Source organism: Kitasatospora sp. NPDC101176, assembly GCF_044768035.1.
Taxonomy (GTDB): Bacteria; Actinomycetota; Actinomycetes; order Streptomycetales; family Streptomycetaceae; genus Kitasatospora.
In genome coordinates, this window is record NZ_JBIWPA010000019.1 from 130,670 (window position 1) to 147,850 (window position 17,181).

General features: G+C 74.5%; 5 protein-coding genes. 4 read left to right on the forward strand and 1 reads right to left on the reverse strand.

Annotated elements, in window-relative coordinates:
* Positions 1–144 precede the first annotated feature (144 nt).
* Positions 145–3,351: a M28 family peptidase gene (locus ACIRS1_RS24635; protein ID WP_402843395.1), complete on the reverse strand. Its 3,207-nt coding sequence runs from the start codon at positions 3,349–3,351 to the stop codon at positions 145–147.
* 303 nt (positions 3,352–3,654) lie between these two features.
* Between ACIRS1_RS24635 and ACIRS1_RS24640 the strand changes: the two genes are divergently transcribed.
* The 4 genes from ACIRS1_RS24640 to ACIRS1_RS24655 all read left to right on the forward strand — a co-directional run bounded on the left by ACIRS1_RS24640 (position 3,655) and on the right by ACIRS1_RS24655 (position 17,180).
* Positions 3,655–5,148, forward strand: a complete 1,494-nt coding sequence (locus ACIRS1_RS24640) for a helix-turn-helix domain-containing protein (RefSeq protein WP_402843398.1) — start codon at positions 3,655–3,657, stop codon at positions 5,146–5,148.
* Between the two features lie 201 nt (positions 5,149–5,349).
* On the forward strand, positions 5,350–6,207 hold the full coding sequence (locus tag ACIRS1_RS24645; RefSeq protein WP_360208493.1) for a sterol desaturase family protein: 858 nt from the start codon (positions 5,350–5,352) through the stop codon (positions 6,205–6,207).
* A gap of 67 nt (positions 6,208–6,274) precedes the next feature.
* Positions 6,275–15,514, forward strand: a complete 9,240-nt coding sequence (locus ACIRS1_RS24650; RefSeq protein ID WP_402843401.1) for an amino acid adenylation domain-containing protein — start codon at positions 6,275–6,277, stop codon at positions 15,512–15,514.
* Positions 15,501–17,180, forward strand: coding sequence for a phytoene desaturase family protein (locus tag ACIRS1_RS24655; RefSeq protein ID WP_402843403.1), 1,680 nt, complete (start codon positions 15,501–15,503; stop codon positions 17,178–17,180). The genes ACIRS1_RS24650 and ACIRS1_RS24655 overlap by 14 nt, the downstream gene beginning before the upstream one ends.
* The last annotated feature ends 1 nt before the right edge of the window (position 17,181 follow it).

Consider the following 17,181-nt stretch of genomic DNA (forward strand, 5'->3'; position numbering starts at 1 on the left):
CAGGCCGCGGCCGGCCGGGCCGGCCCGCCGGGGGCGCCCGGGCGTGCGCTTCCGCCACCCGGGCATGCGGCTGCGCCGCGGTCCGTCCCCCTCGACGGACCGCGGCGCAGCGTCGGTGGTGGCGTCAGCTGCGGACCGCGCGGGTCACAGCTGCTGCCACAGGGCGGGGACGATCGGCGGCTCCCAGCCGACCTGGGCGGTGTGGCCCTGGATGCAGCGGTAGCTGATCCCGTTGTAGGTCACGACGTCGCCCGCCTGGTAGGTGGTGCCGGCCTTCCAGGTGCCGCCCGGGTTGCCCGGGTCGGTGCCGACGACCAGCGAGAAGGTGCTGGTGTGGGTGGCCGATCCGGTGCCGGTGACGGTGATGGTGTAGGTGCCGGCCGCGGTGGAGGAGGCGGTGGAGACGGTGAGCGTCGCGGAGCCGCCGGACTGCACGGAGGACGGGTTGAAGGAGACCGTGACGCCCGCCGGGGCGCCCGCGGCGGTCAGGTTGACCGTCTGCGCCGAGCCGGAGGTGGTGGCGGTGGAGACGGTCGCGGTGGCGCTGCCGCCGGGGGTGACGGTGGCGCCGGACGGGTTCACCGCGAGGGAGAAGTCGTTGGTCGGCGTGGTGCCGCCGACGGAGGTCTTCCAGATGGTGTAGGCGACGCCGTCGGCGCTGCGGTTGAGGACGGTCGCGTCGACGTTGCCCGTGGTGTCGCAGGACTGGTGGTAGCAGGAGTCGTAGGAACGGCCCGCGGTGCCGCCCCACTTGGCCGCCTGGGCCGAGCTCTTGGTGTCGCTCGCGCCGGCGGCGTACCCCGAGGTGGGGATGCCGGCCTGCTGGAAGGAGTAGTCGTCCGAGCGGCCCTGGCCCTCGACGTTCTCCTCCGGCTGGAGGTTGAGGGAGTCCCAGTAGGCCTTCATCGGGGCGGACGCGGCGGAGCCGATGTTGTTGATGAAGTAGCCGGCGTTGGGCGAGCCGATCATGTCGAAGTTGTAGTAGGCCTTGATCGCGGAGCGCTGGGCGGAGCTCAGCTGGCCGACGTAGGACTGCGAGCCCTGCAGGCCCTGCTCCTCACCCGTCCACCAGGCGAACCGGACGTGCCGGGTCAGGCCGGGGTTCTGCTGGGCGAGGACGAGGGCGTTCTCCAGCAGGGTGGCGGAGCCGGAGCCGTTGTCGTTGATGCCGGGGCCGGCCGAGACGCTGTCCAGGTGGGCGCCGAACATGGTGACCTGGTCGGTCGGGCCTCCGGGCCAGTCGGCGATCAGGTTGTTGGACTGGTAGGTGCAGGAGGTGCAGGTCTGCTCGGTGACGGTGTAACCGGCCGCCTGCAGCTTGCCCTTGATGTAGGCCAGGGACTGGCTGTGCCCGGCGGTGCCGGCCCGGCGGTTGCCGCCGTTCTGGTTGGCGACGGTGTTCAGCTGGGTCAGGTGGGCCTGCACCTTGGCGACGTCGATGTCGGGTGCGGGCCCGCCGGGGGTGCCGCCGCCGACCGTCAGGGTGTACTGGGCGGTGTGGGTGGCCGCGCCGGCGGTGCCGGTGACGGTGATCACGTACGTGCCCGGGGCCGCCGAGGAGGAGGCCGAGAGGGTCAGCGTGGCGGAGGAACCGGCCTGCACCGACGAGGGGTTGACCGTCGCGGTGACTCCGGCGGGGGCGCCCGAGGTGGTCAGGTTGACGGTCTGCGCGGTGCCGGAGGTGACGGCGGTGCTGATCGTCGAGGTGGCCGACGAGCCGGGCTGGACCGAGCCGGAGGCCGGCCCGAGCGCGAGCGAGAAGTCGTTGTTGCCGGACGGCGTGCAGGTCGGGTCACCGCTCTGGGCGGGAACGCTGACGGCGTCCCAGGCGGCCTTGGCCCGGTTGAAGGTCGTGCAGGACGGGTCCAGGTTCTTGGCCGCGGTCAGGGTGGCGGTGCGGTAGCGCTTGTAGGTCATGCCGCTGGTCTTGAGCAGCATGCCGCCGTAGAAGATCCGGCCGGCGTCCTTGATGCCGACGCCGGTGACGGAGGAGTTGTTGCAGGTGGGGCTGGTGGGCTTGCCGCCACCCGGGTTGGAGCCCTCGGCGAGCAGGTAGAACCAGTGGTTGAGCGGGCCGGCCGCCGCGTGCACCTCGGTGCTCGGGATGGAGGAGGAGTAGCAGTTGGGGTTGTTGCTCACCAGCGAGGGGTTGTACATGTTCCGGATCGGCCCGTTGCCGACGAGGTTGATCATCTCGCCGACGGTGTAGTCCGGGTTGTCGTACGGGGAGGGCTCGTTGGCGTACGCCTCGGTGAGCGCGCCGAAGATGTCGCCGGTGCCCTCGCCGAGGCCGTTCTCGTTGTTGGCGCCGCCCGGGGTGTACTGGTCGATGCCGTGGCCGAACTCGTGCCCGACCACGTCGATGGCGGCGATCCACTCGTTGGCCTGGCTGTGGCCGATCGATATGGAGCTGCCGTCCCAGTAGGCGTTGACGTCGTTCAGGCCGACCTTGACCGGCCAGCTGCCGCCGTTGCCGTCGTGCCCGTTGCGACCGAGCCAGTCGCGGAGCATGTCCCATTCCTTCTGGGCCGCGAACATCGCGTCGCCGCAGCCGGTCTCCTTGCTGGTGGGGTTGCCGGTGCCCCAGGAGTCGGAGGACTTGCTGAAGACCTGGCCGGTGCTGTAGTCGGAGCAGGTCAGGCCGGGCCGGTTCGGGTCGCGCAGCGAGTAGGAGCCGCCCGAGCCGGTGGTGCTGATGGTGACCGGGGAGGGGCCGTTCCACTTGCTGTTCACGGTGCCGGCGCGGACGTCGTCGTAGGAGTCGATCACCTCACCGCTCGCGGCGTCGACGAAGACGTGCAGCCGGCTCGGGGCGCTCTCGGTGCGGCCGGTCAGCACGGCCTCCCAGGCGAGCCGACCGCCGGAGCCGTCCTTGACCCGGACGACCAGGCGGCGGGAGTCGACCTTGTCCACAGCGGCCAGCCTGGTGCGGGCGGTCTTCTCCGCCTTCGCCGCGCTGACCTGCGGGGTGACCGAGCCGCCGACCGGGCCGGAGGCCGCAGACTGGAGGCCGCGGACCTTGCCCTGGCCGTCGGCGAGCACCACGGCGTCGCCGCCGACGACGGGCAGACCGCGGTAGCTGCGCTCGTACGCGACGGAGTACAGGCCGCCGAGCCAGGGGGTGACGGAGCGGCGCTCGTAGGTCTCGTCCGGGCCCTTGGCGAGGGCGTCGAGGCCGGCCGCGGCGGCCGCGTCGGCGGCGTTCACGGCGGCGGCCAGGGCGCTCGGGGGTGCGGGGGAGGGGGTGGGCGCGGCGGTGGCCGGCCCGGCCGTGGCGGCGATCATTCCGGCCAGCACGGTCAGGGTGGTCGCCGTGGTCAGCAACCGTCCTGTGGAAACTCTGCGTTGCATCGAGGCTCCTCGCATGTGGGGGTCCTCGACCGCGGACGGCAATGGCTGGTGGCGCACCGCAGGGCCGTTTCTGGGGGGACGGCCGTGCGGGCCGTCCGCGCTCGGGTGCCGGAACCCTCACATGGCGTCATGCTCGGGTCAATGGCTGGTGCAAGCGGTGAATAGGGTTGGCAAATTCCGTCAAGCTGCGGTTTTCCCGCAGTGGTTGAGACCACGTCATGTACGGAACGGGTGCCATCGAGTACCGTCCTCCTCGTCGGAAGGCGAGTGCAGGGCCGGGGGACGCGACCTGGGGAGGCAGCCGTGCATCGGAACCGCGTGGCCGCGGCTCGGGCGTCCGCACCCCCGTCCGCACCCCCGCCGCCGGCCCTCCCGAGCCCGTCGGCCGGCTCCCCGGCCACCGTCCAGGACCCGGGCGCCTGGCGCGAGTTCGGTGCCCGGATGCGCCACTGGCGGCGCCGGACCGGCCTCACTCAGGCCCAGCTCGGCGCCCACATCGGCTACGACCACACCGCCGTCAGCAAGATCGAGCACGGCTCCCGCCGGGTCACCCCCCGGATCGCCGACCGGATCGACGAACTCCTCGGCGCGGGCGGTGAGCTGCGCGCCGCCTGTCTGCGCGCCGAGACCGCCGAACTGGCCGTGCCCGCGCCGCTCGCCCCCGGACTGCTGCGCCCCCCGCTGCCCGCCACCGGCACCGGACCCGCCGGTCCGGCGCGCTGGCCGGCGCCGATCGGCCCGCCGCCGCGGCTGCCGGACTACGGTCTGCTCTGCCCGCTGCACGGGGCGGACGGCTGTGCCGTCCCCGAGCCCGTCGAACTCGCCGCCCTGCACGCGGAGTTCTGTGCCACTCCGTCCACCGTCGCGCCGCCGCTGGACGCCGACACCGCGCACGCCCTGACCGGGCTGCTCGCCGCCCACCTGCGCTCCGGGGAGGCCGGCGGTCTGCCGGGCCTGGCGGCCGCCGTCGAGCGCACCCTGCGCGCGGTGCTCGCCCGGCTCGCCGCGGCGCCCCCCGCGCAGCGTGGCCCACTGGCCCGGCTGGCCGCCGAACACGCCCACGCCGCAGGCGCGTTGCGGATGCAGGACGGCCGCAACGCGACCGCGATGGCCTGCTTCGACCGGGCGCTGGGCTGGGCCGAACTCGCCGGGGACCAGGCCACCCAGGTCGCCGCGCTCAGCGACATGAGCACCCTCGCCCGGCTCGACGGCGATCCGGCCAGCGCCCTCGGCTACGCCCGGGAGATCGGCCGGGCCGCCCCCGGCCGGCACTGGTCGGGGGCGATGGGCCAGATCGGCCAGGCCCGCGCGCACGCCCTCGCGGGCGAGGTCCGGGACACCGTCCGGGCCATCGGCCGTGCGCGGCTGCACCTGGACCACATCGGCGACCGGGACGAGGACGACGCGCCCTGGCTCTCCATCGCCTCGATGCGGCTGCGGGTGGAGGCCGCAGCCTCGGCCGCCCTGCGCGACCTCGCCGCGGTGGTGGACGATCCCCGGCTGGCCCGGCGCGCACTGGCCGCCGCCGAGACCGCGCTCGGCCTGCTCGGGCCGGACCAGCTGCCGTCCAGCCGCCTGCTGTTCACGGTCCGGATGGCGGACTGCCACGCCTGCGCGCACGACCCGCAGACGGCCGTGGCGCTGCTCGGTCCGGCGCTGGAGGCCGCCCCGATCGAGGCCCTCCCGGCCCTGGTCGGCCACGAGCTGCGGGGGCTGCGCGACCGGCTGGCGGCGCACCGCCCCGGCGCCTCCTGGCGGCTGGAGGCGTTCACTCCCCTCGCCTCCGGGCGCCCCTGACCCGCGCCGCGCTCCGGAATCTCCGTCACCTGCCGGGGAATGCGCCCCCTTCACGCCGGAGCGATGTCAACTCTGTGCACGGATCTTCCGCCGATCGGGTCATTCATGGCGTTAGCACGTCGAATGACTGACCCTGCTGGCGGCTCCCGCTAGAGTCTCTGACGATTCCAGTCGTTAGTCCGCGAAGAACCAAGGGGGCGCGTGCTGTCCGCCATCGCACGCCGGCTCGCTCATCCGCTTCTGCTCCTGGGGGTGCTGTGCACGGCCGTCGCCACGCTGCACTTCCACTGGGAACCCGACCGGGTGTCCCCGCTCGTGCTGGTCGGCGTCATCGGGTACCTGGCGGTGCTGGAACGGGTCATCCCGTACCGGGCCGACTGGCACCCGAGCCGGCGTGAACTCGGCTGGTACGCAGCCTACTTCGCGCTGAGCATGGTCGGCGGCGGGCTCGCCCAGGGGCTGGTCACCGCGCTGGTGGAGCTGCTCGGGCCGGCCCGCCCGGCGCTCCCGTTCGCGGCGGAGATCCCGCTGGCGCTGCTGGTCGGCTCGCTCGGCGACTACCTGGTCCACCGGTGGTCCCACCGCAACCGCTGGCTCTGGCGGCTGCACGGCGTGCACCACGTGCCGGACAAGGTGAACGTCGCGAACAACGGGGTGAACCATTTCCTCGACGTGTTCGTCGCGCAGTCCGTGGTCCAACTCTCGCTGGCGCTGATCGGATTCTCCGCGGAATCTGTGTTCGTGGTCGGAATATTCATCATCGCCCAGGGGTATTTCGTCCACGCCAACATCGACGTCCGCCTCGGCCCGCTCGGCCACCTGCTCGCGGGCCCCGAACTCCACCGCCTGCACCACAGCACCGAGCTCGGCGAGGCCGGGCACTTCGCCTCCGACCTCTCGCTGTGGGACCACGTGTTCGGCAGTTTCACCTGGCGCCCGGGCCGGGTGCCCACCGCCGTCGGTCTCGCCGACCCGGCCGCCTTCCCGGCCACCGGCGAGCTGGGCGCCACCCTGCTGCACCCCTGGCGCCGGGTGAACCCCACCGAACCGACCGTCTGACCCGGCCCGCGAGGCCGCCTCCTCCGCCCGTGTCCGCGCCGCCACGCCCTCACCCCCGGATTGGACCATGACCACCTCGCCCCTCGCCGTGCCCCGCGACCGGATCGCGATCACCGGCATCGGCTGCCGCCTGCCCGGACACGCCAACGACCACCGGGCCTACTGGCGCAACCTCGTCGAGGGCCGGGACTGCCTCACCGCGACACCCGCCGACCGCTACGACACCGCCACCCTGGGCAGCCGGGACAGGTCCAAACCCGGGCGGCTGACCGGCGGCCGCGGCGGCTACGTCGACGGCTTCGACACCTTCGACCCGGACTTCTTCGGGATCAGTCCGCGCGAGGCCGCCCACATGGACCCGCAGCAGCGCAAGCTCCTGGAGGTCAGCTGGGAGGCCCTGGAGGACGGCGGCCTGCGCCCCGGCGACCTGGCCGGCCGCGACGTCGGCGTCTACATGGGCGCCTTCACCCTGGACTACAAGATCCTCCAGTTCGCCGACCTGGACTTCGGCACCCTAGCCGCGCACACCGCCACCGGCACCATGATGACGATGGTGTCCAACCGGATCTCGCACTGCCTCGACTTCCGCGGGCCCAGCGTCTCGATCGACACCGCCTGCAGCTCCTCCCTGGTCGCCGTCCACCTCGCCTGCCAGGGCCTGCTCCGTGGCGAGACCGAACTCGCCCTGGCCGGAGGCGTGTTGCTGCACATGGCGCCGCAGTACACGATCGCCGAGACGAAGGGCGGCTTTCTCTCCCGGGACGGCCGCTCGCGCGCCTTCGACGCCTCCGCCGACGGCTACGTCCGCGCCGAGGGCGTCGGCGTGGTCGTCCTCAAACGACTCGCGGACGCGCGGCGCGACGGTGACCCGGTGCACGCCGTCGTCCTCGGCAGCGGCGTCAACCAGGACGGTCGCACCAACGGCATCACCGTCCCCAGCGCGGACGCCCAGGTCGCCCTGATCGAACGGGTCTGCGCGGAGGCGGGCGTGCTCCCCGGCAGCCTGCAGTACGTCGAGGCGCACGGCACCTCGACCCCGGTCGGCGACCCGATCGAGGCGGCCGCCCTGGGCCGGGTGCTCGGCGTCGGCCGCCGCCCCGGCGCCCGCTGCTACGTGGGCTCGGTGAAGACCAACATCGGGCACACCGAGGCCGCGGCCGGGGTCGCCGGACTGATCAAGACCGCCCTCGCCCTCGAACACCGGCGGATCCCGCCGCACCTCAACCTGGAACGCCCCAACCCGGGCATCGACCTGGCCGCGCTCCCCTTCGACGTCCCGACCACCGCCGTCGACTGGCCCGAGCACGACGGACCGGCCCGGGCCGGCGTCAACTCCTTCGGCTTCGGGGGGACCAACGCGCACGTCCTGCTGGAGGAGCCGCCCCGGCCCGCGCCCGCCGCGCCCGTGCCGCACCCCGCCCGCACGGTGCTGCCGCTCAGCGCCAGGGACGCCGCCGCGCTGCCCGAACTCGCCGCCGGCGTACGGCGGGAGCTCGCCGCCGGGGTGTCGCTCGCCGACCTCGGCCACACCCTCGCCCACCGCCGCCAGCACCTGCCCGAACGGCTCGCGGTCGGCTACGCCACCCGGCAGGACCTGGACGCGGCACTGGCCGCCTGCGAACGCGGCGAGGCCCACCCGCAGGTCGCCCGGGGCCGCGCCAGAGCGCGCGAACAGCGCCGGCTCGCCTGGGTGTTCACCGGCATGGGCCCCCAGTGGTGGGGCATGGGCCGCGGCCTGTACGCGAGCGAGCCGGCCTACCGGGAGGCCGTCCGGGCCTGCGACCGGGAGATCCGGGAACAGGCCGGCTGGTCGCTCCTGGCGGAACTGGAACGCGACGAGGCCGACTCCCGGATGGCCGAGACCTGGCTCGCCCAGCCCGCCAACCTCGCCGTCCAGCTGGGTCTCTCCGCGCTCTGGCGCAGCCGCGGGCTGCACCCCGACGCCGTCGTCGGGCACAGCACCGGCGAGGTCGCCGCCTTCCACGAGGCCGGCGTCTACGACCTCGCCGACGCCGTGCGGGTGGTGCTGGCCCGCAGCCGGCTGCAGCAGCGGCTGGCCGGCACCGGCACCATGCTCGCCGTCGGCCTGCCGGAGGACCAGGCGCAGCGACGGATCCGCCCGCACCGCACCCGGGTCTCGCTCGCGGCCGTCAACAGCCCCTCCGCCGTGACCCTCGCCGGCGACACCGACGCGCTGCGCGAACTCGCCGAAGAGCTGCGCGCGGAGGACGTCTTCGCCCGCCTCCTGGACGTCGAGGTCCCGTACCACAGCGTGCGGATGGAGCCGATCCGGGAGGAGCTGACCGCCGCGCTGGCCGCGCTCGCGCCCGGCGAGGCCCGGCTGCCGCTCTACCTCACCGCCCGCGACGGCCTCGCCCGCGGCCCGGAGCTGGACGCCGGGTACTGGTGGCACAACGTCCGCAACCCGGTGCGCTTCCGTGCCGCCGTCGAGCGGATGGCCGGGGACGGGATCGGCCTCTTCCTGGAGGTCGGCCCGCACCCGGTGCTCGGCCACGCGATCCGCGAGTGCGTCGACGGCGCGCACACCCTGGCCTCCCTCCGGCGCCGCGCGGACGAGGACGCGTGCGTCACCCGCACCCTCGCCGAACTGCACACCCTGGGCGTCGAACCGGCCTGGGACGCGCTGCACCCGGCCGGCCGCCCGGTGCCGCTGCCCGCCTACCCCTGGCGGCGCGACCGGTACTGGGTCGAGCCGGACGCCGTCCGGAAGGTCCGCCTCGGCGAGGTCGACCACCCGCTGCTCGGCCGCCGCACCGCGAACGCCCAGCCCACCTGGACCACCGCGCTCGACCCCGAGCACCTGCCCTACCTGGCCGACCACCGGATCGAGGGCCGGGTGGTCTTCCCCGCCGCGGGGTACCTGGAGATGGCGGCGCAGGCCGTCCGCGCCCTGACCGGCGGCACCGAGGTGGTGCTCGCCGAGGTCGAGCTGAACCGGGCCCTGTTCCTCTCCGAGGCCGAGCCCACCCCCGTCCAGTTCGGCTACGCCCCGGAGGACGCCCGCTTCACCGTCACCTCCACCCCCGCCGGCGGCGAGCCCGCGGTGCACGCGAGCGGCCGGGTCCGCACCGGCCAGCGCCTCGCCCACGGCCCGGTGCTGGACGCCGAAGCGGTCCTGGCCCGGACCAGCCGGCTCGACGGCCCGGACTGCTACCGGCTGCTGGCCGCCCGCGGCTACGACTACGGGCCCGCCTTCCGGGCCGTCCAGGAGGTCTGGGTCGGCCCGGGCGAGGCCCTGGCCCGGATCGGCCCGCCCGATGGGCTCGGGCCCGCGGCGGGTGAGCACCACGCGCACCCGGTGCTGCTCGACGCCTGCTTCCAGACCCTGCTCGCCGCCCGGACGGCCGCGCCCGACGGCGGCGGCGTACGCCTGCCCGTCGCCATCGAGGAGGTCCGCCTCGACGCGTTCGGCGACCGCCCGCTCTGGGCGCACGCCACCGTCACCCGCGACGACGGCCGGGACGTCGTCGGCGACCTCGCCCTCTACGCCGAGGACGGCACCCCGCTCGGCCGGATCACCGGCTTCCGGGCCGCCGACGTCGCCCGGGCCCCGGGATCGGTCGGCCTCGCCACCATCGACGGCTGGCTCACCGAACCCGTCTGGCTGGACGCCCCCGCCGCCGACCCCGAACACCCCGGCGACCTGCTGCTGTTCGCCGACGCCGGCGGCCTCGCCGAGCGGCTCGCCGCGCTCGCCGCCGAACGCGGCTCCCGCTGCCACCTCGTCCGGCCCGGCGCCGCCCACCAGCGCGGCGACACCGAGTCGACCGTCCGCCCGGACTCCACCGAGGACCTCACCCGGCTGCTCGAAGGGCTCGACCCCGGCTACCGCACCGTCGTCCACCTGTGGAACCTCGACCAGCCCGCGCTGGACGCCGCGGAGACCGGGCAGCTGGACGGCCTCGCCACCCTCGGCGCGTACTCGCTGATCGCCCTCGCCCGGGCGCTGCCCGCCGCCCGCCCCGACGCCCGGCTGCACGTCGTCACCCGGGGCGCCCAGGCCACCGCCCCCGGCGAACGGGCCGAACCGCTCGCCGCCCCCGCCTGGGGCGTCGGCCGGGTGCTCTGGCAGCAGGAGCTCACCGCCCAGCGCGGCACCCTGATCGACCTCGACCCCGGCGCGGACCAGGCCGACCAGGCCGAGGCGCTGCTCGACGAACTCGGCGCCCGGGACGAGCAGGAGATCGCCCTGCGGGCCGGCCGCCGCCGCACCTGCCGGCTGCGCCCGGCCGAGGGCCTCACCCGCCCGCTGCCCCCGGTGCTCCGGGCGGACGGCTGCCACCTCGTCACCGGCGCCTTCGGGGCGCTCGGCCGGCTGCTCTGCCGCACCCTGGTGCGCCGCGGCGCCCGCCGGCTGGTGCTGCTCGGCCGCACCGCGTTGCCCGACCGGCGGCAGTGGCGGCACACCGACCCGGACAGCCCGGCCGGCCGGCGGATCGCCTTCCTGCGCGAGCTGGAGGCGCTCGGCGCCGAACCCCTGCTCGCCCCCGTCGACGTCACCGACGGGACCGCCCTCGCCGACTGGCTGGCCGACCACCGAGAGCGCGGGCTGCCGCCCGTGCGCGGCGTCTTCCACCTCGCCGGTCAGGTCAGGGACGTGCTCGTCCCGCAGATGGACCGGCCGGCCTTCGACGCCGGCTACCGCCCGAAGGTGGTCGGCGGGCACCTGCTGCACCGGCTGCTGCGCGACGAACCGCTCGACCACTTCGTGCTGTTCTCCTCCGTCGCCGCGCTGCTCACCACCGCCGGGCAGACCAACTACGCCGCCGGCAACGCCTTCCTGGACGCCCTCGCCCACCACCGCCGGGCCGCCGGCCTGCCCGCGCTCAGCCTCGACTGGGGCCCGTGGGCCACCGGCATGATCGAGGAACTCGGCCTCGTCGCCCACTACCGGGACGCCCGCGGCATGAGCTCGCTCCCGCCGGAGGCCGGCGCCGCCGTGCTGGAGCGGGTCCTCGGCCAGGACCGCGCCCAGCTGCTGGTGGCCACCGTCGTCGACTGGCCGACCTTCCTCGCCTGGTACCCGGCGCCGCCGCCGCTGGTCGCCGAGCTCGCGGCGAGCGCCGCCGAGCGGGCCCCGGCCGGAACGGACGGCTTCCTGGACGCCTACCGCTCCGCCGACCCGCCCGCCCGCCGGCAGCTGCTGGCCGAGCGGTTCACGGCCGCCGCCGCCGGCGTGCTGCGGATCGGCGCCGAACGGATCGACCAGGACACCAGGCTCGGCGCGCACGGCCTGGACTCGCTGCTCGCGATGGAGCTGCGCGCCCGGGTGCACGGTGAACTCGGCGTCGCCCTGCCCGTGGTGGCGCTGCTCAGCAACGGCACCGTCGGCGACCTGGTCGAGCTGCTCGGCGAGGGACTGGCCGAGCAGCTCGCCGCCGGGGGCGGCCCGGAGCACGCCGAGGTCGAGCTGCACACCGACGAGTCCCGCTACCCGCTCACCCACAACCAGCAGGCGCTCTGGTTCCTGCGCCAGCTCCACCCGGACGGCTACGCCTACAACATCGGCGGGGCCGTCGAGGTGCACGCCGAGCTCGACCCGGAGCTGGTCTTCGCCGCCTTCCGCACCCTCGTCGACCGGCACCCCGGGCTCCGGGCCGCCGTCACCGCCGAGCAGGGCCGCCCCGTCCAGCGGATCCGCCCCGAGGCCGTCGCCGACACCGGGCTGTTCGACGTCGAGGGCCGACCCTGGGAGGAGGTCCACGCACTGATCGTCGCCGAGTACCGCCGGCCGTACGACCTCGCGGAGGACGCGCTGGTGCGGCTGCGGCTGTTCCGGCGCGGCCCGGAGCGCTGGGTGCTGATGAAGGCCGTCCACCACATCGTCTCCGACGCGATCTCCACCTTCACCTTCATCGAGGAGCTGTTCGAGGTCTACGAGGCGCTGCGCCGCGGACGCACCCCCGAACTGCCCCCGGTCGCCGCCCGCTACCTCGACTTCCTCAACCACCAGAACCGCTTCCTGGCCGGTCCCGAGGCGCAGCGGATGCTCGACTACTGGCGCGGCCACCTGCCGTCCCCGGTGCCGGTGCTCGCCCTGCCCACCGACCGGCCCCGGCCCGCGGTGCAGACCCACAACGGCGCCTCGGAGTTCTTCCGGCTCGACGCCGAGCTCACCGCCCGCGTCCACGACCTGGCCCGGGCCCACCACGCGACCCCGTTCATGGTGCTGCTCAGCGCCTACTACCTGCTGCTGCACCGCTGGTCGGGCCAGTCCGACGTCGTGGTCGGCAGCCCCGTCACCGGGCGCACCCAGGAGGAGTTCGGCTCCGTCTACGGCTACTTCGTCAACCCGCTGCCGCTGCACGTCAGCCTGGCCGGGGAGCCCGGGGTGGCCGAGCTGCTCGCCCGGGTGCGGCGGAGCGTGCTCGGCGGGCTGGACAACCAGGAGTACCCCTTCCCGCTGCTGGTCGAGCAGCTCGGGCTGCAGCACGACCCCAGCCGCTCCGCGGTGTTCCAGGCGATGTTCATCCTGCTCACCCACAAAGTCGCGGTGGAGCGCTTCGGGTACCGCCTGGAGTATATCGAACTCCCCGAGGAGGAAGGGCAGTTCGACCTGACCCTGTCCGCCTACGAGGACCGCGCGGACCACAGCTTCCACTGCGTGTTCAAGTACAACTCCGACCTCTTCGACGCCGCCACCGTCCAGCGGCTCGCCGCGCACTACCGCACCCTGCTGGACGCCATGACCCGGGCCGGCGACGACCGCCCCGTCGGCCGGCTGCGGATGCTCGAGGACACCGAACGCCGGCGCATCCTCGACGGGTTCAGCGGCGCCGGCCGGCGCCTGGAGCACGACACCCCGGTGCCCGAGCTGATCGCCAAGGCCGCCGCCGAGCACCCCGAGGCGCTCGCCGTCGCCGCCCCCGGGCCGTCCGGCACCCGGCGGCTGGGCTACGGCGAACTCGACCGCAGGGCGCACCGGGCGGCCCTGCGGCTACGCGAACTCGGGGTCGTCGAGGGCTCGGTGGTCGCCGTCTGCCTGGACAAGTCGCCCGAGCTGATCACCGTGCTGCTCGCGGTCTGGCGGGCCGGCGCCGCCTACCTGCCGCTCGACCCCGGACACCCGGCCGACCGGCTCGCCCACCAGGTGGCCGACACCGGAGCCGTCCTGGTCGTCGTCGACGAGCGGCGCCCGCCCGGCGCCGACCTGCCCGCCCGGCCGGTCACCCTGGAGGAACTCGACCGGCCCGCGGCGGAGGGCCCGCCGCTGCCCGCTGCCGACCCGGACCGGGCCGCCTACGTCATCCACACCTCCGGCTCCACCGGCCGCCCGAAGGCCGTCCGGGTCGACCACCGCAACCTCGCCGCGGTCACCGCGGGCTGGCGCGCCGAGTACCGGCTGGACACCGAGGCCCGGGTCCACCTCCAGATGGCCGGGACGGCCTTCGACGTGTTCTCCGGCGACCTCGCCCGGGCACTGAGCACCGGCGGCGCCCTCGTCCTGGTCGACCGCGACCTGCTCTTCGACACCGCCCGGCTGCACCGCACGATGCGCGAGGAGGCCGTCGACTGCGCCGAGTTCGTGCCCGCCGTCGCCCGCGCCCTGCTGGCCCACTGCGAGCGCGAGGGCCTGCGGCTGGACTTCCTGCGCCTGCTTGTCGTCGGCTCGGACTCCTGGAAGGCCGCGGAACACCGGCGGCTGCGCGCCCTGTGCGGGCCGGACACCCGGCTCGTCAACTCCTACGGCCTGACCGAGGCCACCATCGACACCAGCTACTACGAGGGCACGGCCGAGGGCCTCGAACCCGGCCGGATGGTGCCGATCGGCCGGCCGTTCCCCAACAGCGAGCTCTACATCCTCGACCGCTACGGCGAACCGGTGCCGCCCGGCGTGGCCGGCGAACTGTGGGTCGGCGGCGCCGGGGTGGCGGCCGGCTACCCCAACGACCCCGGGCAGACCGCCCGGCGGTTCACCGCCCTGGACCTCGACGGCACGTCCACCCGGCTCTACCGCACCGGCGACCTCGGCCACTGGGACGCGCACGGCACCGCGCACCTGCTCGGGCGGATCGACAACCAGGTCAAGGTGCGCGGCCACCGGATCGAGATCGGCGAGATCGAGGCCCACCTCACCGCCCGCCCCGAGCTCGCCCAGGCCTGTGTGACGGTCCGTCAGGACGGCGCGGGGGAAAGCGTGCTGTCCGCCTACCTCGTCCCGGCCGAAGGGGTCGAGCTGGACCGCCGGGAACTCCGCCGCCACCTCGCCGAACACCTCCCCACCGTGATGATCCCCGCCCACCTCACCGAACTGCCCGCCTTGCCGCTCACCCCCAACGGCAAGGTCGACCTCGCCGCCCTGCCCGAACCGGTGGTCGACACCGGCGCCGCCCGGGACGAACCGCCGGTCACCCTGTACGAGATCCGCACCGCCGAACACTGGAAGGCGCTGCTCGGGCTCGACGAAGTCGGCCTCCAGCACGACTTCTTCGAACTCGGCGGCAGCTCCATCCGGCTGATCGAACTGATCCACCACCTGCAGACCGAGTTCAACGTCGGCATCCCGGTCGGCCAGCTCTTCAAGGTCACCACGCTGCACGGCATGGCCCGCACCCTGGAACAGATCATCACCGGCGAACTCGAAGGCGGCCAGCCCCACCTGTGGTTCAACCCGCAGGCACCCGAGGACCGCACGGTCCTCTGCTTCCCGCCCGCAGGCGGCCACGGACTGGTCTACCGTCAGCTCGCCGGCCACCTGCCCGGCCACCGCCTCGCCGCCTTCAACTACCTCACCGGCGACGACAAGACCGCCCGCTACGCCGACCTGGCCGAGGCCCTGCACCCGGCCGGCCCGTACGTCCTGCTCGGCTACTCGCTCGGCGGCAACCTCGCCTTCGAGGTCGCCGCCGAGCTCGAACGCCGCGGCCGGACCGTCCGGTCCGTCCTGATGGTGGACTCCTACCGGATCCCCGAACCCTTCACCCTCGGCGAGGACCACGTGGCCGCCTTCGAACGCGAGCTGCACGAGCACCTGCACCGCCACACCGGCTCCCGGATCGTCGCCCGGGAGACCCTCGAACAGGCCCGCGACTACCTGGAGTTCTGCAGCCGGACCCCCAACCTGGACACCGTCGACGCGCACCTGCACGTGGTCTGCGAACGCGACCGGCTCGCCCTGCACACCGGCGGCGAACCCGGCTCGTGGCAGGGCTCCTCCACCTCCGGCACCACCGTGCACGCCGGGCACGGCAGCCACGCCGAGATGCTGGACGCCGAGTACGCCGCCCGCAACGCCGAACTGGCGGGCGCCATCCTGGCCGGAGGCGCCGCCGATGACCGCCCCTGACCGCGGACCGGACTGGTCCGACCGACGGCGCGCCGACGGCGGCCCGCCCCGGGTCATCGTGATCGGCGCCGGCATCGGCGGCCTCGCCACCGGCTGCTACGCCCAGATGAGCGGCCTGGAGACCCGGATCTTCGAGAAGCACGTGCTGCCCGGCGGCTGCTGCACCGCGTGGTCCCGGCACGGCTACCTGTTCGACTACTGCATCGACTGGCTCATCGGCACCGCCGAGGGCACCGGCGCCCACCAGGTCTGGCGGGAACTCGGAGCCCTCGACGGCAAGACCGTCACCCGCTTCGACGTCTTCAACCGCGTCGTCGACGAACACGGCCGGGCCGTCACCTTCTTCGCCGACCCCGACCGGCTCGAACACCACCTGCTGGCCCTGGCCCCCGGCGACGCCCGGCCGATCCGCTCCTTCTGCCGGGACCTGCGCCGCTTCGCCGCGCTCGACCTGCCCTGGGAGCTCACCCCGCCGCCGCTGCGCGGGCCGGCCGAACGGCTGCGGACCCTGCGCGCCGTGCTGCCGGCCTTCCGGCTGTTCTGGCGCACCGCCACCACCCCGATGCGCGGCTTCGCCGACCGCTTCCAGGACCCACTGCTGCGCCGGGCCCTGCCCAACGTGTTCCTCCAGGAACCGGCCGGCTTCCCGCTGCTGCCCTACCTGTACACCCTGGCCGCCGCGCACAACGGCAACGCCGGGTTCCCGCAGGGCGGTTCGCTCGGCCTGGCCCGCTCCGTCGAGGAGCGCTACACCTCGCTCGGCGGGGTGATCGGCTACCGCTGCCGGGTCGACCGGATCCTCGTCGAGGGCGGCCGAGCCGTCGGCGTCCGGCTCCGGGACGGCACCGAGCACTACGCCGACCACGTCGTCGCCGCCTGCGACGGCCCGACCGTCCTCGACCGGCTGCTGGACGGCCGCTGGTCCAGTCCCACCACCGACCGGCTGTACGGCGAACTGATCGACCGGCCCGGCAACCTCTACCCGGCGGTGGTCTCCGCCTTCGTCGGCGTCCGCGGCGGGCTGCCGGAGGGAGAACCGCACAGCACCACCTACCTGCTGGGCCCCGAGCAGGGCGCCCGGCTGCCCGGCTCGCTCCAGCACAGCCTGGTCGTCCAGCTGCGCTCCGCCTACGCGGAGGGCTTCGCGCCCGCCGGCCGGTCCGTGCTGCACTGCACCTACTTCAGCGACCACCGCAGCTGGAAGGAGCTGCGCGTGCGCGACCGCCGCGCCTACCGGGCCCGAAAGCAGGAAGTCGCCTCCTTCGTCCGGGAGTTCCTCGACCGGACGTACCCCGGGCTGGGCCGCCGGATCGAACTCGTCGACGTCGCCTCGCCCGTCACCACCGAACGCTTCACCGGCAACACCCGCGGCAGCATCCTCGCCTGGCAGGCCTTCTCCGAGGCCGAGGACGCCGCCAACCGGCTGGTCAACCGGGACCGCATGCGGCTGCCCGGACTGCGCGGCTTCTCCATGGCCGGGCAGTGGGCCGGCCTCGGCGGCCTGATCCGCGCCGCGACCAGCGGCCGGTACGCCGCCCAGTACCTCTGCCGCGAACTCGGCCGGCCCTTCCGGGCCTGGCCCAGCGACAACCAGGAACCCTGGCACGCCGGAAAGCTGGGCCGGCTGCCACAACTCGACCGGGTCACCACGGGAGTACCGGAATGAG

Coding starts and splice junctions, on each gene's coding strand:
- ACIRS1_RS24635 (WP_402843395.1), bottom strand. CDS start 3,351: ATGCAACGCAGAGTTTCCACAGGACGGTTGCTGACCACGGCGACCACC.
- ACIRS1_RS24650 (WP_402843401.1), top strand. CDS start 6,275: ATGACCACCTCGCCCCTCGCCGTGCCCCGCGACCGGATCGCGATCACC.
- ACIRS1_RS24655 (WP_402843403.1), top strand. CDS start 15,501: ATGACCGCCCCTGACCGCGGACCGGACTGGTCCGACCGACGGCGCGCC.